Source organism: Desulfococcus sp. (genome assembly GCF_050178255.1).
In the GTDB taxonomy this organism is placed as follows: Bacteria; Desulfobacterota; Desulfobacteria; order Desulfobacterales; family Desulfococcaceae; genus Desulfococcus; species Desulfococcus multivorans.
In genome coordinates, this window is the sequence record NZ_JBFXGG010000061.1 from 1 (window position 1) to 19,345 (window position 19,345).

Consider the following 19,345-nt stretch of genomic DNA (forward strand, 5'->3'; position numbering starts at 1 on the left):
CCCGCACATCTTCGTGATCGCCGCCGTCAACGTCGTCTTCCCGTGGTCGATATGACCGATCGTCCCCACATTCACATGCGGCTTTTTTCGTTCAAACTTTTCTTTCGCCATCTTAATCGTCCTCCCCCACCGTTGATAAACGTGTCAATTCAAGCAATCTAAGAAACTTAAACCCATAAAGCTTCTTGTATTCCGAAAAAGGCAGTGCTGTAAAAAAATGGAGCCCACGACCAGAATCGAACTGGTGAACCTCTTCCTTACCAAGGAAGCGCTCTACCGACTGAGCTACGTGGGCTTTATTGGATTGAAAAACTCGCTCTTCCGCCAGACAAGTCTATTGGAGCGGGAGACGAGGCTCGAACTCGCGACATTCAGCTTGGAAGGCTGAAGCTCTACCAACTGAGCTACTCCCGCTCTGGAAAACCTAGTCCAAAACCGACCCGGAAGGCGCGTTTAAGACCGATGCGATGGAAGCCGTGTAGTCACACAATCCAACCATTACAGCTGAAATCTCCTACAAACAGCCCGCTATGAGATTGGTGGTGGGGGGAGGATTCGAACCTCCGAAGGCTTCGCCGACAGATTTACAGTCTGTTCCCTTTGGCCGCTCGGGAACCCCACCCGGAAATATGGAGCCAACGGAGGGACTCGAACCCCCGACCCACTGATTACAAATCAGTAGCTCTACCAACTGAGCTACGTTGGCCCTTCGTTGTCTGCACATTCAAAAGCTCTCTCAAAGACCCATGACGTTTATACCTTAAGCACTTTTTTTTCAAGTTTCAAAAACAGGATAAATAAGGCATTAGTTGGCTTTAAAGGAGAATTTATACATATTTAAACTGCATTTCGATTATTTAAGCCTGATATCTAATTTTTTCTCGACTTTCAGTTTTTATGACGGTAAAGGGGGCGGCGGCTGAAGATTGAAGGCGGATAAGGGTCCCGTTCGTCACAGACGTACACTGCAAGCCTTCAGCCTGTGTTCCTGAAACAACGATATCGGCGCACATCGACGGCACCGTCTTCTGAACCTCGAATGTTGATTTTTGTAAATGGCGCAGCATGTCGCCCGACAATTTATACGGGTGATCGCTCTCCCGTATTCTGTACATGGCATCCGGGACATCGTCCGGAGGGCATCGACAGCCATAATTCCTTGACAGATCTCGATCTTTTATGCTTTATTTCCGATGTATGCCGGTTTCGGACCACCAAAGATCCACTGAGACGGTTTCACGTCGCATCATAGCCGATTTCAAAGCCAAGGACAATTGAGGAAATTCTTCTATGAATACGTTCCGATCCGCTGTTGTGTTATGCTGTTTATTGGTTCTTCTCGTCGGTTGCTCCACCCCATCCAAAAACCAGAACGCAGCGTCTCCCCGGCAACCGACAGCGGAAAAGCGCACCGTCGCACAAGGCCCTTCCCGCACCCCCGCTTCCGACACGGTTTTGCTTTCCACGCCGCCCGACATGCCGCTGGATCCCCAATCCCATGCCATCATCAACAAGGCAGTGTCCTACTGCAGGAAATCCCAGACCTGCTGGCAAAAAGAGGAGATCGAAGAGGCTCTCGCCGCTCTGGATAAGGCCTATGCCTTGCTGCTGAAGCTGGATGACGAAGACGACCCCGATATGGTCAAGCGCAAAGAGGACCTTCGATTCCTCATATCCAAACGGATCCTGGAGATCTATGCATCCCGCAACACCACGGCCAAGGGCCACCGTCGGGCGATTCCCATCGAGATCAACCGCCACGTCCAGAAAGAGATCGACTATCTGACGAAGGGGGATTTTTTCGTCAACGCTTACCGACGCTCGGGACGGTACCGCGCCCACATCAGCCAGGAGTTGTCCAAAGCCGGTCTGCCGCCGGAACTCTCCTGGCTGCCCCTCATCGAAAGCGGCTACAACGTCCGGGCACTGTCCAGCGCCCGGGCACTCGGTCTCTGGCAGTTCATTCCGTCGACGGGATACCGTTTCGGCCTGAATCGGGACCGGTACGTCGACGAGCGGATGAATCCTTACAAATCTACCCAGGCGGCCATCGCCTACCTCAAGGCCCTTCACGACATGTTCGGCGACTGGACGACCGTTCTGGCCGCCTACAACTGCGGCGAAGGGCGGGTTCTCAGGGTCATTCGTGCACAGCAGATCAATTATCTCGACAACTTCTGGGATCTCTACGAACAGCTCCCCAATGAAACCGCCCGATACGTTCCCCGGTTTCTGGCGACCCTGCACATCGTCAACAATGCGGAAAAATACGGCATCGATAAAGTAAAGCCCTACAGGCCCATCCCCTATGAAACCGTCACGGTTTCGAAACAGGTTTCCCTCGCGGATCTTGCGACACATCTCGACGTCCCCGGCGAGACGCTGAAGGAGCTGAATGCCGAACTCCGCCAGGGGATTCTTCCCGGGACACCCTACGAACTGAAGGTGCCCCCGAAAAAGGAACGGCTGGTTCTCGCAAAGCTCCACGACATTCCCGTCGCCAGTCCGCCCAGAACCGTCAAACCGACCGTCCGCTCCAGAAAGAGCCCGCCTGCTGTAGTCTACCATCGCGTTCAACGTGGCGATACCCTGACGGAAATTGCCAGAGCCTACCGCACCGACGTCGATACCATCAAGCGCGCCAACGGCCTGAAGCGCAGCAACGTCATCGCCCTCGGAAAAGTGCTCAAGATCCCCGGCGGCAAAACGCCCACCCCTCCTGAAAATGAGGTCGCCGCCAAACGACGGCCGCGACAGAGCATCAAATACGTCGTTCAAAGAGGGGATACCCTCTGGAACATCGCCAAACGCAACGGCGTCTCGACCCAGAAAATCATGAGGGCAAACGGCATGAAAAACAAGAAGGTGCTGGTCGGGCAGACCTTGAGAATCCCCCATGACGGCGCCGGCGGTACCACAATCGCGGCCAACGACGCCTTGAAGACCTACCGGGTCAAAAGCGGCGATGCTCCGATGGATATCGCCAAACGTCATAAGATGACATTACAGCGCTTTCTCCACGTCAACAACCTGACCCATGACAGCAAGATCTATCCGGGCCAGAAGGTGTCGGTGGAATGAGCTGAACAGCGTCTGCCGCGCCGGCCGTCGGCGCTCATGCAACCTGAACCTCAAAAAAACCACCATCCCGCTAAACGGCATTGACGCGGCAAAACCGCTATGCTAATAGAACGGGCGATTCGAGGCTGGGGGCATCCCCCCCGCCGGACATTTCCGAAAGGCGTCCAGAGGTTCGCCGGCTTCCCCAAAGCGCCCCCGTAGCTCAGTGGATAGAGCAATGGATTCCTAATCCATGTGCCGCAGGTCCGATTCCTGCCGGGGGCACCATTAAAATCAAGGGATTGGCCATATTCAGCCCCCCCTGTTTTTCTGAGCACGGTTATTTACCCCGCATTACCCCCCCAGTCCACGGCCGTGATGCGGCTCCGCCCCAGGCCTGCTTGTATTCCAGCATGAGCCGAAAGGTTGGCCGCCGGATCGAGGACGGCCTATCATCCTCCCTGCCCGAGAGGATAAGCTGATGAAGCGCCGGATCTGGGGCGTCTGGCACGCCCCGCATCAGGGCTTACCGAGTGCATGCTTTCATGGTTTCGGAAACCTTCCGATAGACATCCGAGAACCGCAGGAGACCAACGATCCTGTGGTTCTCCATCACAAAAAGCGCATCGTGACGATTCATGACGAAGAGGTGAAAGCATTTGTTCAGGGGGTCATCCGGAGTCGCGGTTTGCCCTTTGGAAGGCGCCTTGAGAAAGTCCTTTATTCTGACCCCTTCGGCTTTCCGGCACAAATCCTTGAATGGGTTTTCCCATAAATTATAATCCCGTTGCATGGATGTCCACACGTAATGAAGCCCGAAACGGTTCAGGGCGTTCTCCACATCGATCCGCCCATAGTTGGTCTCCAACCCGCCCAAAAGATCAATGGGAGAAAATTTTCCAATGACCTTCCCTGCCTCGTCTTCCACCAGCAGGATTCTCTGCTCGGACTCGCCGGAAAGAAACTTTTCCTGGGCCGCTTCAAGGGCCGAAAGCCCCTCGTACAGGGTTGCCTGCAAGGATATTTTTGGGAATTTTTCCGCGGCCACCATCAGATCCCGTACTGTCAATGCTTCCATGTTATGCTCCTTTTGTTTGCAGAACATCGTCTATCCCTGACCACACCAACGTTTTGGGCTCACTCTATTTTATAAGATTAACCACCGATACCCCCCGTGCCAAGCCCATACCCCCCGAACGCAACGGTTTCCCATTCCTGCACGCATTTCAGTACCTGAGATTCTGCTTTTCGCGGCAACCGTCAAGCGTTGCACAGATACGGCCCACGCCCTGCTTCAGCGATCCGGCTTGTCGACACAATTCTTGCGGTGAGTGGGGAACCGGAAAAAATTAACGACCCTGAAACGACAGCACCGTCGACGAGACTGGACAATCTTTCCGATCGTTTCAAAAAAACCGCCACTGGTATAGCGATGGCCGCGGAAATCGGCATCCCCGGAATGCGCTCCGCCTGTCCGCTGTTTGACGCCTGGATCACGAAACGGGAATCGCCGGTGAGGTGGGAAAGACGGCAAAACGTAAATTTTCACGGAATTCGAGCAGACGGAGGGTTCAGGCTTCCGCCTGCCCGATGATGAATAGCGTCATGCTGATCAGCTCAGGGCCGACTTCAAAGCATCGAGGCCGACCCTCTCGATCATTTTCCCGATCCGTTCTCCTTTGTTGGCATTTTCCGTATAGTAGGCAATCAATCTTTTTGCATAATCCAAGGCCTGTTCGTCATCGAGATTTTTGGCGACCTCATCGGCTATTCGGGGGGTCACGCCAACATTTCCGCCCACGACGACCTTCCAGCCGTCGGCTTCGCCGATCAGGCCGAAATCACGCACCGAAGACTCCGCACAGTTGATTTTGCAGCCTGAAACTGCCATCTTGAATTTACCCGGCAATTGAGTGGCATGGTAAAGGGCATCCAGCTTCATCCCCATGCCCAAAGCGTCCTGTTTGCCCATGGTGCAAAACGTGGTGCCCGGACAAGCCCTGATGCTGCGCACGCAAAGCCCCACGGCCGCGCCCTTGTCCATCCCCAGATCATTCCATACGCTGTCGATATCTTCTTCCTTCAGGCCAACGAGGGCGATTCGGGTTGCACCGGTGATTTTCATTGCCTGAACCTTATATTTCTCGGCGATGTCGGCAAGCTTTCTCAACAAGTCCGGCGTCACCACACCGCATGGGATATGGGGAGCAATGGCATAGGTGGTCTTACCTTTTTGAGGGATGGCGCCTTTTTCTCCAATTTTAAGCATTTGATATCTCCTTTGTTATTCTGTTTAAAAGTGTTAACTTTCGTCTTCCATGACGTTACCCGGAAAGCGGTGCCGGGAGGATACGGCCAAGCCTCTTCAGCGGTGAATTTCAGTACCGCTCAGGCCGTCAACGATCCGACAAGGCCAAAATCCTCCACGCGCGCCAGACCACGCGCGTAGTTTTCATGCCAGTTCGGCTTTACCGGCATAGCCCTGTAAAGCGCCTGTCTTGTCGCCTCCAAAAGCCATCTGGGACGCCCCATGAAGTCAGCAGCGCAATAAATCCTCCTGCCCGCTGCATGAGAGAGGGCCCTGAGCCAGTCCACCCCCTCCTCCGAGCGCAGCAGATGATGGTCCAGAATAAGGATTTTAACCGCCTTTGCCAGATGCAGCGCATTATCCCAGGCACAAGCACGCTGAATCCGATCCAGCCCGATTTGATAGAGGGGTGGTCCTGCCGCCAGAACGATGTCCGGAGACCACTCGAGAATGACCTTTACGGTGGTCTCATCCAAAAGCTGGATGTCGGAACCGTGAACAAAGACGCATGCACCCATATCTATCCGTGTCATCATTACGCTTCCGAAGGGCATACCGCCGATACCGTGAGGCATGGCGCAGGAGAAACTCAAGGGACCATCCACCGTACCTTCCGCGATCCGCCACCGCCCCCCCAGGAGATTCATCAGGTCGCAAGCGCGAGCCCGGCTCGTATCGGTCTGGCCTTCAAGAGATTTGCTCCAGGCACGCAACGCCCTGAAGTGGGGCGGCAAATCCGAAAAGGAGAGTTGATAGGGATTGGCTTTAAGCAAGGGGATATGATCTCCGTGGTAATGGCTGAACACAACGTCGGTGGCGCCCTGCAGGGCGGCAACAATGCGTCCGCGGACAGCCCGACCTGCAGCAATCTGGACTGGATGGGGCGGCAGACCCTGTCGTCGGGCACCAAGGGCGAGTCCAGGATCGATCACGATCACCCGACCCCTCGCCGTGATCCGGCAACACAGTCCCCTTGTGCCCAGGGATTCAGCGGCAAGAATCTCAATCATCATCAAAACGACAACGCAATTGACGCCCCCAGGCCGCCCTCAACAAAATCGGTTCCCCAGGCTTGTCGGAACGCTGCGATGGCCGCCTCCCCGGTACAGTGGCTGGGCGCCACCTTTTCAACGCCCATGGCTTTGAGACGAAAAATGATCGCCTGAATCTCCGATCGTTTTTTCCCCTCGAGGTGAAAGCCGCCCAGGAGAAGATGGATCCTTATGCCCGTGAGGCGAACGGCCGATTCCGCGATATGGACAATGCCGGGGTGGGCACAGCCGGTAATAACCACCAGGCCCTTCCGCGTCTCCAGGATCAGGGCCTGTTCGACAATGCCGACATCAAACGGCCCCGTGCTGTAGACACGGTCCATGAGACGGCCGCCCTTTTCCACCACCTGAACCTGTGCGCCCTTTTCGACGATCGACCGCAGAAAAGGGGTGGGGAATCCCTGAGGCAGAACGACCTGCACGTCGGAACCCCGGGCAAGAATCGCATCAAGTCCGCCGGTATGATCACTGTGGATATGAGAAAGGAAAACGACGTCAATCCGTTCTGGATCCAACTCAAGCCGTCTCATGTTGGCAAGCAGTACTTCGCCGTCGGCACCTGTATCAAACAGAATAATCTTTTCGGGGCTCTCCACAAGGCAGGAAAAACCCCATCCCAAGGCGAGCCCCGGCGCATGGGATACATTGTTGAAAAGGATCGTGATGCGCGGGAACGCATCCGGCGAACCGGCATGGCCGGCTGTGCCTTTCGCCGGAGTCAGCGCGAGGGTCAAAAGCGCAAGCCATGGGCCTATAAGATACTTAGACATTTCCATTCCCCTCCGAAGACAAAAGGTCTCCGCTCATGACAGGGTATTGAAGATGCGACAGGTTGGAATGAGAACTCATATCCTGTCTAGTCGGACAACAGAAACTCACCGTTATACCGCAGATAGTCTTCAATGGTTGGTTTGTGAATCGGTACGATATCCGCGGGGAGCCCTGAAACCTTGAAAAATTTGACCACAGCGCCTTCGACGCCGTCTGCACGGGGTATACCGCACCACTCCCGGACAATAAAAGCAAGCGCAAAACACTGGACCTCATCATGGTTTGGGTAGGCAAATTTCTGGTGCGGGCCGCAGTAGAGGCCCATGGGCTGCGCTGAAATCACTTTCAGGGAGGTCTCTTCTTCCACCTCGCGTGCCAGAGCTTCCATGGGCGTCTCATTCAATTCAACGGCACCCCCCGGTATCCCCCACAAACCATTATCTCTCCGGCGTTGAAGAATAATCTCCTCGAACTCGTTCACAATGATCGCGCGCACCCCGGGCACAAAAACTCTGCGATGCCCCACCAGCGTTCTGATCTCTTCAAGATACCCCCCCATCTTTCAACCCTCCACGCCAATTCTCGTTCTTTCCAGGTCCAAACCGCCAATGCGTTGCCGCTATATCCGCCAAGACCGTAACAGTCCCCGGCATGAAAAAACTTCAAGCCTCCGATCCGGTTGATCTGAAAACGAAAATTGAAATTTCGGACCATGTGCAGCGCCGGCCATATAGAAAAGATGAAAACACGATACGGCAGACCGTACCCGGCGGTTGAAGGTTTTCGCAGGTCAAGTTAACAAAAATTTGCGCAAAAAGGAAACGAAAATTCGAAACATTGAGAGCGCCGTTGAAAGACGCATCAGTAAGGCCGTATGGACCCTGTTCACAGCTACCTGCACAGTATGGCGATGTTCGTTCTTTTCGAGCCACATTTGGTACTGGCGGCGCTGAAACTCACCGCTGAATGGGCGCGGGCCGTATCCTCCCGGCACCGCTATCCGCTTACCATCATGAAACTCGAAAGTAGAGTAATAATATAGAAGAGGTTCGGCGAACCTGATCCGTCAGGTTTCGCGAGCGATCTTTTCTCCATTCGGGTTCACTTTCCGGCTCCATGCCACCAAATAGGGTTGAGAAAAGATGGAAAAGCTGGCATTCTTTATTTCAAGTGCGCGCTTCCTGCCGCGCCGAAAGCACAGGCAGGTGCCGTGGTTTATGACCTCATTGGCCGCAAAAGGGAAAATATTGTTTTGAATTCAGAGAATTGGAAAACATACAATGCTGCCGGCCGCAAACGCATCGTGGTTACAAAACCACTGCCCGGCGATCTCTGGCTGAACCGCCTGATCGATGCGGATTGCAAAGTCGAAGTCTACACCGCAACCGATGTGCTCGGCGTTGATGCGCTCAGAGCCGCCATCGGCACGCGGTGCGATGCAGTCCTTGGCCAGCTGACCGAAAGCTGGAACGATGCCCTGTTTGCCGCACTCAAGTCTGCCGGCGGAAAAGCCTTCAGCAACGTGGCTGTCGGCTATGACAACGTTGATGTCGAGGCTGCCACCCGGTACGGCATCGCCGTCGGCAACACCCCGGGGGTTTTGACCGAAACCACCGCCCAGATGGCCGTTGCCCTGACTTTCGCTGCTGCCCGGCGTATCGGCGAAGCGGAACGATTTTTGCGGGCCGGCAAGTTCAAGGGCTGGATGATGACCCTTCTTCTGGGAGAGCTGCTATGGCGCAAGACTGTGGGGGTTATCGGGGCGGGACGCATTGGTTCGGCCTACGCGCGCATGATGGTCGAGGGGCACAAGACCAATCTGATCTATTATAGTCCTCATCCCCATCCCGACCTGGAAGCCGACATTGCCGCATACGCAGACTTCCTCGTTTCCAGGCGACAAAAACCGGTATCCTGCAAACGTGCCGACACGATCGAAGATGTGCTGCGGGAAGCCGATTGTGTCAGCCTGCATGCCGCGCTGAATGAATCGACTTATCACCTTATCAATGCCGAGCGCCTGGCCTTGATGAAGGAAAACGCCCTGTTGGTCAACACCAGTCGAGGTCCGTTGATCGACGAAGCCGCCCTGGTCGAACATTTGCGTAAGCATCCGAACTTTCGTGCCGCACTGGATGTCTTTGAAGACGAACCCGACTTGAAGCCCGGTTTGGGTGAACTGGACAATGTTGTCATCGTACCCCACATCGCCTCAGCAACGCGTTGGACGCGCGAAGGCATGGCGACACTGGCTGCCGGCAATGCCATCGGCGTTTTATCGGGCTGCCCGGCATGGAACAAACCTGATATTTCCCCCTTCCTGGCGGAAGACCCGCCTCTGGCCTCACCCAGTATTATCAATGCGGAGGCTTTAGGCCTCACCTTATTCGACAAATGAATTCAGATTGAAATATGATACAACCGGTTGGCTCAAAACGTTTCACCGATTTGAAGCGAATCGCATCGGAAATCTTCTCTGCCGGAATCAAAGCGGTTGATCCTGAAATCTGCGTCAGAAGACATCTCCGGTTGGATGACGGCGTATTGCAGATAGGGAATTCGTCCTTTCCTCCTGATCAGATAAAACGCCTGTATTTGATCGGATTCGGCAAAGCCTCGGCTGCTATGGCCCGCCCGGTTGAGGCACTGCTGGGCGATCGCATAGACGGTGGATTGATCATTACCAAATACGGACACGGTGTACCTTTGAAACATTGCCGTGTGATGGAAGCGGGGCATCCGGTTCCCGATGAAAATGGTGTCAAGGCGACCGATGCATTGCTGGATCTTGTGGCTTCTGCAAACCACAATGATTTGATTCTATGCATGATTTCCGGTGGAGGATCTGCACTGACACCCGCACCTGTCAAAGGGGTCGATCTGACAGACAAGCAGGAGATGACCCGCTTATTGTTATCCTGCGGTGCCAATATTCATGAAATCAACACCATTCGAAAACACTTGTCCCATATCAAAGGGGGACAGCTTTGCCGGAAGGCAAACGGTGCCTCACTTGTCTCTCTGATACTTTCCGATGTCATCGGTGATGATCTGGATATCATCGCTTCCGGCACCACAGCTCCGGACATCAGTACATTCCATGACTGCCTGACGATATTGTCACGCTACAGCCTTCTCGAAACAGCACCCGATTCGGTGCTCAGGCACATGTCCGAAGGCTGCAAGGGCCAGGTCGATGAAACACTGAAACCAGGGGCCTCTGAATTCGACCGTGTTGAAAACCATATTGTCGGCGGTATTTCCGATGCATTGAATGCCGCCGCAAAAAAGGCCTGCCTTCTTCATTTCACGCCGATCATTCTTTCCTCCTCGATCCAGGGAGAAGCCAGGGAAGTTGCCAGGGTTTTGAGTTCCATAGCCAGAGAAGTCAGGCGATTCGGGCGGCCTGTATCGCCTCCGGGATGCTTGTTGTCCGGAGGCGAAACCACGGTTACGCTCAGCGCCAACGGTAAGGGGGGCCGCAACATGGAGTTGGCTTTGGCCGCGGGGATTGAACTGGCGGATGTCCCCCGCACATTGCTGCTGTCAGCCGGTACAGACGGAACGGACGGTCCGACCGATGCCGCTGGTGCATTTTCCGGTGACGCAACCGTTATTCGAGCGAACGCCCTGAATCTTTCTGTGCACCAACATCTTGCGCAACACAATTCCTACCCGTTTTTTCAACAACTGAGCGATCTTCTGGTCACCGGACCCACCCGTACCAATGTCATGGATCTGCAGATTATACTGATCGACAAGTGAGCGCGACGATGATTATTTTGTGTGTTTTCGACGCTTCGATCAGGTCAACACCACGCGCCGAAGTCTGTACACCGCGTACAATACAGGGCGCAATGGCACAGATGGTCTCACCTCCGGAAATCAGGGTATGCCTCAGCGATCTGTCCGATCTCTGTAACTTCGCCGGTATTTATCATCTTCACGATGGTTATCGTTTCTTCGATGCCTGTCACCCCGGTATCTGTCGCTTTCCCGATGCCGGCTATCCCGATGGCTGTCATTTTTCCGATATCTCTCATCTCCCCGGTGCGTTTCGTTTCTCTTCTTCTTGAATCTCACCTCTCTCGGGTAGCGCTCCTTTGGAAGATGTTTCCAGTGCCTGTCCTTTGTTTTTGAGTAATACCAACGGTTTTGATGATAATGATAATGATAGCCGCTGTAGACATAATATGAATCCACCAATTCCACAACGATCGGAAGGTGCGGAGCGACCGCCACATCAGCGCCGTAAGGTCTCACAGCCGCAACACATGAAACACTGGTGAACGCTGCAAAAATCAGGATAAAAATAAATTTTTTCATAAGTTCTCCTTTTTTTAATCCGGCATCTCTCTTCATGTGGAGATGGATATCATGTTCACGTGAGCCGCAGTTCATGATCTATTTTCCAAATCAATTCCTGCTTTGTTACGTTACGTCGGAGGAGTGTCGGGATGGGTTACAGGAAAGATTCAGACTGTTCTTCCGTTATGGGGGCCAACGCCCCTCGCGGCACGAAAATCATCGTCCGGCAGTTTCTCAACCGCATCCTGAATAGAGCCGGAAAGTTACGATAAAATCATCTTTCTGAAGGCCGCCGGACAACGTGCGGCATAGCGCAAAAGAAATGCTGTTTTCATTTGACAATCGGGATCTATCCTGCTTAGCTTCTCTCAGTCATCCCGTCAGAAGCCAAACCCGAAAATCGCGCCCGCTGTGGCGCCTGAAATACAGCGGACACCGTCGTTAAAAACAACGCTCGAACGCGAAGTGGATGTCAACTGACGAAAGGAGTCGCTCTACCGATGGACATTGTGACCTTCGAGAATGTTTCAAAGATCTATCGCATCGGCGAAGTCGATGTTGCCGCGCTTCTGGATGTCACTCTACACATTCCCCGAGGCGCCTTTACGGCTCTCGTGGGCCCTTCCGGCAGTGGCAAAACCACCGCCCTCAATCTGATGGGCTGTCTGGATCGTCCGAGCAAAGGCGAGGTCATGGTGGACGGCCGGCAGGTCGATCGTCTGGGCCGGCGTGAGAGCGCCGCCTTCAGAGGCGAAAAACTGGGTTTCGTGTTTCAGGACTTCAATTTGCTGCCGGTGCTCACGGTGTTCGAAAACGTGGAGTATCCGCTGCTCATGATCCGCAACCTGCCAAGAAGTCAACGAAAACCCGCGGTAGATCGGGTTATTTTGGCCGTGGGCATGTCGAACCAGGCCCGGAAGTATCCGTCGCAGCTTTCCGGCGGACAAAAACAGCGGGCCGCCGTGGCACGGGCACTGGTGGGCGAGCCGGCCCTGGTTCTGGCCGATGAGCCTACCGCCAATCTGGACGGCCAAACCGCCCAGATGGTGGTGGATCTGATGAAGCGCATGCGCGATGAATTCGGCACGACCTTTGTATTTTCCACCCACGATCCCAGGATCATGAAACAGGCCGAAGTCATGTTCCATCTGGAGGACGGACGATTGCTGGACGGATCTTCCGTCATCGGGGAGGAACACCATGATTAAGATCCTGCGTCTGGCACTCAAAAACCTGTTACGTTACAAACGGCGAACGCTGCTCACCGGTCTGCTGATCGCCGTGGGTATGGTCGCCGTAATTGTTTTTGTCGGCCTCAGCGGTTCCTTCAAAACAGCTGTTGTGGGCCAGATCACGGATTCGGTATTGAGCCATTTGCAGGTGCATCGCAAGGGCTATACGGCCAGCATCGACAATCTGCCGCTGGACCGCATGATATCTTTCGAGGCCTACACAAACCTCCTGTCCGTTCTTTCACAAACAGAAGAGGTTGCCGCTGTTTCTCCCCGCATCAAGTTCGCCGCCATGCTGAGCAACTACGCCCAGACCACCAACCTTCGGTTGAACGGCATCGATCCGGAAAAGGAACATGCCGCAGCCCCACTGTTGTTATCCCGCATTCAGAACGGCATAAGACCCGATGTCCTGCTGGGTCCCGGAGAGGTGCTGCTGCCGGAAATCCTGGCCAGAGGCATGGCGTTGAAAACCGGCGACACGGTAGTTCTGGTGGCCAACAATAAAGACGGTTCGGTGAACGGCATGACGTTCAAAGTGGCCGGTCTGGTGAAAAGCCTGATGGGACCCGGGGGAAGAGACGGTTACCTGCACATCGACGATGCGGCGACCCTGCTGCGCATGGAGAAGACGGAAATCAGCGAGGTGGCGGTGCGGCTGAAGGACTTTGATCAATTGCCCGCCGTAGCCGAACACCTGAGCAATTCACTGGGAGCCTTCAAGGACAAGCAAGGCAAACCCGCTTTCGAAATCCATACATGGGAACAGCTCAGCCCGTTTTACAATGTCGTGCGAATGATGAACATCATGAACATGGGCATTCGGATGATCCTGATTTCGGTGGTCCTCATCAGCGTTCTTAACGTCATGATGATGAGTGTTTATGAACGGGTTCGAGAAATCGGCACTCTGGCCGCCATGGGCACCCAGCCCGTCCGGATCATGGCCTTGTTTGTGGCCGAAGGATTCAGTCTGGGCCTGGTGAGCGCCCTGGCGGGAACCGCCGTCGGACTGGGGATTCTCTGGATGCTTGACATCGTCGGCGTCGAGGTGGCCTTTGGCGGTGCCAACCAGGTATTCATGCTGGAACCGTCGGTTTCGGCAACCGAGGTGATCTGGACCTGCCTGATTGTGCTTCTGGTTTCCGTCATTGCCGCCCTGCAACCCGCAGCCAAGGCGGCACGACTCGCTCCTGCGGAAGCATTGCGACATGTATAGTGTACAAAGGAGGTATCCAAAATGATCAGAAAATCATTGGCAACGGCAATTCTGGTGCTTACCGTACTTGGCGTTTGTGTGACGGCAACAGCCGAAAACAGGGCCATCCTTGCGGTTGCCGCTGACGGCGCAGCGGCAACCGCTCAGGTCGGTACGACGGCGGCCCGATCCCCCTATTTCCTGCTGTTTGACCGGAATGGAGAACTGTTGGAAGCCGTGAAAAATCCCTATGTCGCGGAACACCGAAACGCCGGCCCCAAAGTCGTCGACTTCCTGTCGGCCAGAGGGATTCACACGATAGTTGCCGGTGAGTTCGGTGCAAAGATGATTGCGGCCATGCAGCAAAATGACATGGCTTTTCACACGGCCACAGGCCCTGCGGCAGATGCCGTAATGCTGATGAAAAAGAAATAGAAGGATTTCCCATGCCGCATATCGCCGTCCTTCCGATTATCCTTCTGTCGGTGTTGCTTTCGCAGGCCCCTGGTTTTTGCGATGCGTTGACCGGCGTCCAGATCCTGGAACAGGTGGACCGCAACCTTCAGCCGGGAGACCTGGAGATGTACCGCAAGATCATCAACATAGAGCCCGACGGCCGGAAAAAGGAGTTCGTACTCTGGTTTTTGAGGAAAGACAAGGACAAGGTCGTCACCCTCTTTATTTCGCCGCCCAGTGAAACAGGTCGCGCCACCCTGCGCCTGGGCGACAACATGTGGCTCTTTATTCCCAATGTCGGCAAACCCATCCGCATCACCAGCATGCAGTCGGTAGTGGGCGGGGTGTTCAACAATGCCGATATCATGCGTCTGGACTATAGTGTTGAATACGACGTGGCCGGCCTTGAAGAAGACCAGGGACGGTATCTTCTGGACCTCAAGGCCAAGAGCGGCGCCGTTGCCTACGACCGACTCAGGATGTGGGTTCTGAAGAAGGAACTGGCGCCCACCCGGATCGAATGTTACGCCGCCACAGGCATGCTCATCAAGACCTTGCACTTCAAGGAGATCAAGGACATCGGCGACGGTGTCGTGCGGCCGGCCGTAATGGAGACCGAAAGCCCGCTTTACAGAGGATACCGATCCGTCATGATTTCCGCAAACCTGAAAAAACGCAGTCTGCCCGACGAGGTGTTCACGCTGAATTATCTCCCCAGGATCAAAGACTTGCGTTGATCTCATGGGTTTCTGGATTTCTCTTCTGTTGCTGATGGTCTCCCTGGCCGACCCGACCGGCGCCGAAGAATTTGACTTCATCATCTCCGAAGCCCAAAAAAAGCCCTACGCGGTGGGGGGACGATTGGAATCCCGCTTCATCTACCACCGACTCGATGAGGATGCGATCCGTTACAGCCCCAATGACCACCTGAAGGATGTCGGGGACGATACGCATGAATGGCGGACATCGGCGGAACTTTCCGGCAGCTGTCAATACGGCGTCTTTCAGGCGGGTCTGCTCACCCACCATCAATTCGAGGAGACGCATGAGGACGACGGATGGGACCACAAAATATACGAGGGCTACATGTCGCTGACCCCTACCCCCCGCCTGACGGTGGACGCCGGCAAAAAATCGATACTGTGGGGCAAAGGGTACGCCTGGAACCCGGTTGGATTCATCAACCGGCCCAAAGACCCTGACGATCCGGCTCAAAATCTTGAAGGACGCACGTTTCTGGGGGTCGACCTCATCAGAAGCTTTGCAGCCGGTCACCTGAGCAACATCGGGGTTACGGCGCTGCTGCTTCCGGTCATCGATGACTGGGCCAATGCGGAATTGGGCGAGGGGGGTGATCTGAACATTGCGCTCAAGCTTTACCTGCTATGGCATGACACCGACCTTGACGTCATCTGTTTTGACGGCCCGGACCAGCCCGCCGGCTTTGGATTCGATTTTGCCAAAAACCTTGCCGAAAACATCGAAGTGCACGGCGAGCTGGCGGTGCGGAAGGATGTGCCGCACATGGTCCCCGATGCCGATGATCTTCCCCGGGAATCGCGGGAAGATCAGATCAGCCTGCTTCTGGGCGCGCGCTACCTCAACACGATCGACACCACTTTCATCGCGGAATATTATCATAACGGCGCCGGCTACGATCGCGGCGAGATTGAAGACGTGTTTGTGCTCAAGAAGGCCGCATTCCGCGAGTGGCAGACAACCGGCGACGCCTCGGTCATGGAGCGTATCGCCCGGACCACCCGACCTTACGATCGGCAGCGGAATCCCGGGAAGGATTACGGCTACATCAAAATCTCCCAGAAGGAGCCTTTCGACCTGTTGTACTTCACCCCCTGGGTGGCGGCAGTCGTCAACCTGAGGGATTTCAGCTTCAACCTCCAGCCGGGTCTGACCTGGGCGCCCGTGACCGATCTGGAATTGAATCTTCGCGTGGGGATCCCCATCGGCCCGGCGTACACCGAATTCGGCGAAAAACCCGATACGTATCGACCCGAAGTCTGGGTACGCTACTATTTTTAAAGGAATTTCCATGACCGATGCCTTAATCGTCAAAGACATGGCCAAGCGTTTTGAAAAGATCGATGCCGTCTCCGGCATTTCATTTCGTGTTCAAAAAGGAGAACTCTTCGGCTTTCTCGGCCCCAACGGCGCCGGAAAAACCACCACCATCAACATGTTGACGGGATTGGCGCGCCCGGACACGGGAACGGTCCGGATCGGGGGCATCGACTGCACGGACAATCCCCGGGCAGCCCAGCATCTCGTGGGCGTGGTGCCGGACGAAAGCAATCTGTATGCGGAACTCACCGGTTTCGACAACCTGTGCTTTTGTGCTGCGCTTTACGGCATCGGCAAGGCCGAACGACAGACCCGGGCCCGAACACTTCTGGAAACCTTTGGTCTGACCGAAGCGGCCGGTCGCAAGTTCGGAAAGTATTCCAAGGGGATGAAGCGGAAGCTCACCATCGCGGCGGGGATCATTCACCAGCCCGAAATCCTTTTTCTGGACGAACCCACCACAGGCATCGACGTCGCCAGCGCCCGACAACTCCGTCAGCTCATCGCAGATCTGAACAGAAACGGAACCACCATCTTCCTGACCACCCACTATATCGAGGAGGCGGAAAGACTCTGCGGCCGTATCGCATTCATCGTCTCAGGGCGTATCGTCCGCATCGACACGGTCGAGAATCTGCTCCAACCCCTCCAGGAGAAACACGTGGTTCGGATCACATGCGCCAACCCCCTGACCCACCGCCGGCAAATCCTCTCCGAAACCTTTCCAGATCTCAAATTCACTCTCTCCGGGCAGGATGTTATCCAGGTGGAAAGCGACGGGATCGTCCGCGTAGGCACACTGGTTCGATTCCTGGAAGACCAGGGGGCGGAGGTTCTGGAGGCCAGACGAATGCGACCGAGCCTTGAAAACATCTTTGTGCGGATCACCGGCATCGAGGCCGAGGCCATGCGAAGAGAAAAAGAGAAAAAAGGGGGGGAGCCATGAAACGATGGATCGCTTTCTGGAACATTCTGCTCAAGGACATGCGCACCTACTACCTGAAGCCACCCAATGTCAGCTGGGGACTCGTCTTCCCCCTGGCATGGACGGCGATGTTTTTCATCAGATCCGGCACCGGCACCGAAAGCATCCCAACGCTGCTCCCCGGCGTGACGGCAGTCTCCATCCTCTTCGGCACCACGTCGATGCTGGCTGTGACCGTGACCTTCGAGAAAAAGACCCGTTCCTTCGAGCGGCTGCTCCTCGCGCCCATTCCATTGCATCTGTTGATGCTGGCCAAAACCAGCGGCGCCATTTTTTTCGGTGTGGCCAACGCCTTCGTGCCGATCGTCATGGCGGTTTTCCTCACCGATCTCTCGCAGGTGGCCTGGAGCGTTTTCTTTCCGGCGGTTTTCCTGATCGCCGTGGCCTCCGCCTTTCTGGGCCTTTTCATCGCCGTGGCGGTGAGCGAGGTGTTCGAAGCCCAGACCTTCTCCAATTTTTTCCGCTTCCCCATGATATTCCTCTGCGGGCTCTTTTTTCCCATTGACAGACTGCCTGTATTTCTCAAACCGCTTTCGTATGCACTGCCCCTGACCTATGGGGCCGACCTGCTCCATGGGGCCGTCCACGGCGGGCATATCATGCCCTTTTCCCTTGACCTGTCCGTTCTCGGGGTTTTCTGTGTTGTATTGTTCACAGCAAGCCTCTACAACATCAATCGCAAATGGATCGCCTGACCCCATCCCTCCACTTCTATCCCAAGGCCGGCACCTCCGGCTGAACCGCCCAGGCCCAGGCGGTGCGGGACGCACTCGCGGAACTTTCGGCAGCGGACATCTTCGTGGTCGGCATCAGTCCGGATAAACCGGCCCAACAGAAGAAGTTCGACGACAAACACGGATTGCACTTTCCGCTCCTCTCCGACCCGGATCACCGGATTGCCGAGGCTTACGGCGTGTGGGCGGAGAAAAAGATGTACGGCAAGGTTTACATGGGCATCGTGCGATCCGCCTTTCTCATTGATGAAAAGGGCCGGATCGCAGCGGCGTGGTACGGGATCAGCCCAAAAAACACGATTCCGGAATTGATGAAGGTGATGAAAGGCTAAGGACCGTTCCGATCAGGCTTTTCCGGTATAAACGCCGTCGTAGTCGCCGGTATCCAAAGCATCCGCGTCGGCCGTCAGACGGCCGGCGACCACCTCGCCGATAAAGAGGGTGTGATTGCCCGGCTGCAGGCTCTCCTTGACCGCGCATTCCAGGTAGGCGATGCAGTCCGGGAGGACCGGGCAGCCGGTTTTGCCCTTTCGCCACTCGAGTCCCGAAAATTTCGCCGTCGGGTTCGGCCCCTTGAAGCGCGAAAGGAAGTCTTTCCGGTCTTTTGCAATCACGTGGAGGACAAAGGCGCCGCTTTGTCGGATCAAGGCGTGGCAATACCGGTTGGGATGCACGGCAGCCATGATGAGCGGCGGGTCGTGGGAGACCTGGGATACCCAGGAGGCCACCATGCCGTTGATCGCAGTTCCGTTTCCCGTAGTCAGGACATAGATGCCGTAAACCATCTTCCCCAAAGCCTGCTGCCATTCCGTTTTCATTAAAACCTCCCTTTCCGCCGCACCGATCGGCTCCGGCCGTCACAGGGGAACGGAAAGAAGCCTGTCCTTGAGGACGCGTTCACGGTAGGCATTCAACAACACGTCTTTCCTGAGGATCCCCACAACCCGATCCGGATCGTCCGGCGGGGTGACGGGCAGGCAGGAGACGTGATGGGTTTCAAATCGATAAAACGCCGTTTCGAGGTTGTCGGCGGCTGAAACAGTGATGACCTTCCGCTGCATGAGGTCCGCGGCGACGACGATTTCCCGGAGCATTTCGAAATCGTTCAGAACCCCCCGGACATCCCGAAGGGAGAGGAAACCGGCCAACCGTTCGCCGGCCA

General features: G+C 55.3%; 20 protein-coding genes, 5 tRNA genes and 1 pseudogene. 13 read left to right on the forward strand and 13 right to left on the reverse strand.

The features are described 5' to 3' along the window. The 5 genes from AB7S84_RS11650 to AB7S84_RS11670 form a co-directional block, all read right to left on the reverse strand. On the reverse strand, window positions 1-111 hold a 111-nt coding region (locus AB7S84_RS11650; RefSeq protein WP_428154630.1), incomplete at its 3' end, for a GTP-binding protein. Window positions 112-218: 107 nt separating this feature from the next. Beyond that, window positions 219-295, reverse strand: a tRNA-Thr gene (locus AB7S84_RS11655). Between the two features lie 43 nt (window positions 296-338). Further along, window positions 339-414: transfer RNA gene (locus AB7S84_RS11660), tRNA-Gly, on the reverse strand. A gap of 123 nt (window positions 415-537) precedes the next feature. Next, window positions 538-622 (reverse strand) — tRNA-Tyr (locus AB7S84_RS11665). An 8-nt stretch (window positions 623-630) separates the two neighbouring features. Next, window positions 631-706 (reverse strand) — tRNA-Thr (locus tag AB7S84_RS11670). Between the two features lie 584 nt (window positions 707-1,290). On the opposite strand from AB7S84_RS11670, the gene AB7S84_RS11675 reads away from it, so the two are divergent. Together AB7S84_RS11675 and AB7S84_RS11680 are read left to right on the forward strand one after the other, a co-directional pair. Next, window positions 1,291-3,081 (forward strand): LysM peptidoglycan-binding domain-containing protein, encoded by a 1,791-nt coding sequence (locus AB7S84_RS11675; RefSeq protein WP_428154612.1) that lies wholly within the window; start codon window positions 1,291-1,293, stop codon window positions 3,079-3,081. Window positions 3,082-3,272: 191 nt separating this feature from the next. After that, a tRNA-Arg gene (locus AB7S84_RS11680) sits at window positions 3,273-3,348 on the forward strand. 238 nt (window positions 3,349-3,586) lie between these two features. Here AB7S84_RS11680 and AB7S84_RS11685 read toward each other — a convergent pair. Continuing rightward, the gene (locus AB7S84_RS11685; protein ID WP_020878780.1) at window positions 3,587-4,138 is read right to left on the reverse strand and encodes a CBS domain-containing protein; all 552 of its coding nucleotides are present in this window, start codon (window positions 4,136-4,138) and stop codon (window positions 3,587-3,589) included. Window positions 4,139-4,387: 249 nt separating this feature from the next. Here AB7S84_RS11685 and AB7S84_RS11690 point away from each other — a divergent pair, with 249 nt between their 5' ends. Next, a complete protein-coding gene (locus AB7S84_RS11690) occupies window positions 4,388-4,654 on the forward strand; it encodes a DUF4276 family protein (protein ID WP_200809354.1) in 267 nt (88 codons plus the stop codon). 18 nt (window positions 4,655-4,672) lie between these two features. Here the strand turns inward: AB7S84_RS11690 and AB7S84_RS11695 are convergent, their stop codons facing one another. The 4 genes from AB7S84_RS11695 to AB7S84_RS11710 all read right to left on the reverse strand — a co-directional run bounded on the left by AB7S84_RS11695 (window position 4,673) and on the right by AB7S84_RS11710 (window position 7,750). Continuing rightward, window positions 4,673-5,329 (reverse strand): NAD(P)/FAD-dependent oxidoreductase, encoded by a 657-nt coding sequence (locus AB7S84_RS11695; protein WP_020878779.1) that lies wholly within the window; start codon window positions 5,327-5,329, stop codon window positions 4,673-4,675. A gap of 119 nt (window positions 5,330-5,448) precedes the next feature. Then, window positions 5,449-6,381, reverse strand: a complete 933-nt coding sequence (locus tag AB7S84_RS11700; protein WP_428154615.1) for a hypothetical protein — start codon at window positions 6,379-6,381, stop codon at window positions 5,449-5,451. Further along, window positions 6,381-7,190 carry an MBL fold metallo-hydrolase gene (locus AB7S84_RS11705; protein ID WP_020878778.1) on the reverse strand — a complete coding sequence of 270 codons (810 nt, stop codon included), beginning with the start codon at window positions 7,188-7,190 and terminating at the stop codon, window positions 6,381-6,383. The genes AB7S84_RS11700 and AB7S84_RS11705 overlap by 1 nt, the downstream gene beginning before the upstream one ends. An 86-nt stretch (window positions 7,191-7,276) precedes the next feature. Further along, window positions 7,277-7,750, reverse strand: a complete 474-nt coding sequence (locus tag AB7S84_RS11710; RefSeq protein WP_020878777.1) for an NUDIX domain-containing protein — start codon at window positions 7,748-7,750, stop codon at window positions 7,277-7,279. Window positions 7,751-8,323: 573 nt separating this feature from the next. On the opposite strand from AB7S84_RS11710, the gene AB7S84_RS11715 reads away from it, so the two are divergent. Together AB7S84_RS11715 and AB7S84_RS11720 are read left to right on the forward strand one after the other, a co-directional pair. Beyond that, window positions 8,324-9,589: an NAD(P)-dependent oxidoreductase gene (locus tag AB7S84_RS11715; RefSeq protein WP_428154618.1), complete on the forward strand. Its 1,266-nt coding sequence runs from the start codon at window positions 8,324-8,326 to the stop codon at window positions 9,587-9,589. Between the two features lie 14 nt (window positions 9,590-9,603). After that, window positions 9,604-10,956 (forward strand): glycerate kinase type-2 family protein, encoded by a 1,353-nt coding sequence (locus tag AB7S84_RS11720; RefSeq protein WP_428154620.1) that lies wholly within the window; start codon window positions 9,604-9,606, stop codon window positions 10,954-10,956. A gap of 132 nt (window positions 10,957-11,088) precedes the next feature. Here the strand turns inward: AB7S84_RS11720 and AB7S84_RS11725 are convergent, their stop codons facing one another. Continuing rightward, window positions 11,089-11,517: a hypothetical protein gene (locus AB7S84_RS11725; protein WP_020878774.1), complete on the reverse strand. Its 429-nt coding sequence runs from the start codon at window positions 11,515-11,517 to the stop codon at window positions 11,089-11,091. A gap of 482 nt (window positions 11,518-11,999) precedes the next feature. On the opposite strand from AB7S84_RS11725, the gene AB7S84_RS11730 reads away from it, so the two are divergent. The 8 genes and pseudogenes from AB7S84_RS11730 to AB7S84_RS11765 all read left to right on the forward strand — a co-directional run. Continuing rightward, complete coding sequence (locus AB7S84_RS11730) at window positions 12,000-12,707, forward strand: ABC transporter ATP-binding protein (RefSeq protein WP_020877597.1); 708 nt, start codon at window positions 12,000-12,002, stop codon at window positions 12,705-12,707. After that, on the forward strand, window positions 12,700-13,950 hold the full coding sequence (locus tag AB7S84_RS11735) for an ABC transporter permease (protein WP_428154622.1): 1,251 nt from the start codon (window positions 12,700-12,702) through the stop codon (window positions 13,948-13,950). The genes AB7S84_RS11730 and AB7S84_RS11735 overlap by 8 nt, the downstream gene beginning before the upstream one ends. Window positions 13,951-13,971: 21 nt before the next feature. After that, window positions 13,972-14,364: a NifB/NifX family molybdenum-iron cluster-binding protein gene (locus AB7S84_RS11740; RefSeq protein WP_020877599.1), complete on the forward strand. Its 393-nt coding sequence runs from the start codon at window positions 13,972-13,974 to the stop codon at window positions 14,362-14,364. A gap of 11 nt (window positions 14,365-14,375) precedes the next feature. Continuing rightward, the gene (locus AB7S84_RS11745; RefSeq protein WP_020877600.1) at window positions 14,376-15,122 is read left to right on the forward strand and encodes an outer membrane lipoprotein-sorting protein; all 747 of its coding nucleotides are present in this window, start codon (window positions 14,376-14,378) and stop codon (window positions 15,120-15,122) included. A gap of 4 nt (window positions 15,123-15,126) precedes the next feature. After that, the gene (locus AB7S84_RS11750) at window positions 15,127-16,425 is read left to right on the forward strand and encodes a hypothetical protein (protein WP_020877601.1); all 1,299 of its coding nucleotides are present in this window, start codon (window positions 15,127-15,129) and stop codon (window positions 16,423-16,425) included. A gap of 10 nt (window positions 16,426-16,435) precedes the next feature. Continuing rightward, window positions 16,436-17,410, forward strand: a complete 975-nt coding sequence (locus AB7S84_RS11755; RefSeq protein WP_020877602.1) for an ABC transporter ATP-binding protein — start codon at window positions 16,436-16,438, stop codon at window positions 17,408-17,410. Beyond that, window positions 17,407-18,144 carry an ABC transporter permease gene (locus AB7S84_RS11760; protein ID WP_020877603.1) on the forward strand — a complete coding sequence of 246 codons (738 nt, stop codon included), beginning with the start codon at window positions 17,407-17,409 and terminating at the stop codon, window positions 18,142-18,144. The genes AB7S84_RS11755 and AB7S84_RS11760 overlap by 4 nt, the downstream gene beginning before the upstream one ends. Before the next feature lie 56 nt (window positions 18,145-18,200). Continuing rightward, window positions 18,201-18,515 (forward strand): annotated as a pseudogene (locus AB7S84_RS11765) (peroxiredoxin); the annotation flags it as partial. 12 nt (window positions 18,516-18,527) lie between these two features. Here the strand turns inward: AB7S84_RS11765 and AB7S84_RS11770 are convergent. Next, complete coding sequence (locus tag AB7S84_RS11770; RefSeq protein WP_020877605.1) at window positions 18,528-19,001, reverse strand: flavin reductase family protein; 474 nt, start codon at window positions 18,999-19,001, stop codon at window positions 18,528-18,530. Between the two features lie 39 nt (window positions 19,002-19,040). Next, a partial coding sequence (locus AB7S84_RS11775; RefSeq protein ID WP_428154628.1) for a CBS domain-containing protein occupies window positions 19,041-19,345 on the reverse strand: 305 nt, incomplete at its 5' end.

Coding starts and splice junctions, on each gene's coding strand:
- AB7S84_RS11675 (WP_428154612.1), top strand. CDS start 1,291: ATGAATACGTTCCGATCCGCTGTTGTGTTATGCTGTTTATTGGTTCTT.
- AB7S84_RS11685 (WP_020878780.1), bottom strand. CDS start 4,138: ATGGAAGCATTGACAGTACGGGATCTGATGGTGGCCGCGGAAAAATTC.
- AB7S84_RS11695 (WP_020878779.1), bottom strand. CDS start 5,329: ATGCTTAAAATTGGAGAAAAAGGCGCCATCCCTCAAAAAGGTAAGACC.
- AB7S84_RS11700 (WP_428154615.1), bottom strand. CDS start 6,381: ATGATGATTGAGATTCTTGCCGCTGAATCCCTGGGCACAAGGGGACTG.
- AB7S84_RS11705 (WP_020878778.1), bottom strand. CDS start 7,190: ATGTCTAAGTATCTTATAGGCCCATGGCTTGCGCTTTTGACCCTCGCG.
- AB7S84_RS11710 (WP_020878777.1), bottom strand. CDS start 7,750: ATGGGGGGGTATCTTGAAGAGATCAGAACGCTGGTGGGGCATCGCAGA.
- AB7S84_RS11720 (WP_428154620.1), top strand. CDS start 9,604: ATGATACAACCGGTTGGCTCAAAACGTTTCACCGATTTGAAGCGAATC.
- AB7S84_RS11725 (WP_020878774.1), bottom strand. CDS start 11,517: ATGAAAAAATTTATTTTTATCCTGATTTTTGCAGCGTTCACCAGTGTT.
- AB7S84_RS11730 (WP_020877597.1), top strand. CDS start 12,000: ATGGACATTGTGACCTTCGAGAATGTTTCAAAGATCTATCGCATCGGC.
- AB7S84_RS11735 (WP_428154622.1), top strand. CDS start 12,700: ATGATTAAGATCCTGCGTCTGGCACTCAAAAACCTGTTACGTTACAAA.
- AB7S84_RS11740 (WP_020877599.1), top strand. CDS start 13,972: ATGATCAGAAAATCATTGGCAACGGCAATTCTGGTGCTTACCGTACTT.
- AB7S84_RS11745 (WP_020877600.1), top strand. CDS start 14,376: ATGCCGCATATCGCCGTCCTTCCGATTATCCTTCTGTCGGTGTTGCTT.
- AB7S84_RS11750 (WP_020877601.1), top strand. CDS start 15,127: ATGGGTTTCTGGATTTCTCTTCTGTTGCTGATGGTCTCCCTGGCCGAC.
- AB7S84_RS11755 (WP_020877602.1), top strand. CDS start 16,436: ATGACCGATGCCTTAATCGTCAAAGACATGGCCAAGCGTTTTGAAAAG.
- AB7S84_RS11760 (WP_020877603.1), top strand. CDS start 17,407: ATGAAACGATGGATCGCTTTCTGGAACATTCTGCTCAAGGACATGCGC.
- AB7S84_RS11770 (WP_020877605.1), bottom strand. CDS start 19,001: ATGAAAACGGAATGGCAGCAGGCTTTGGGGAAGATGGTTTACGGCATC.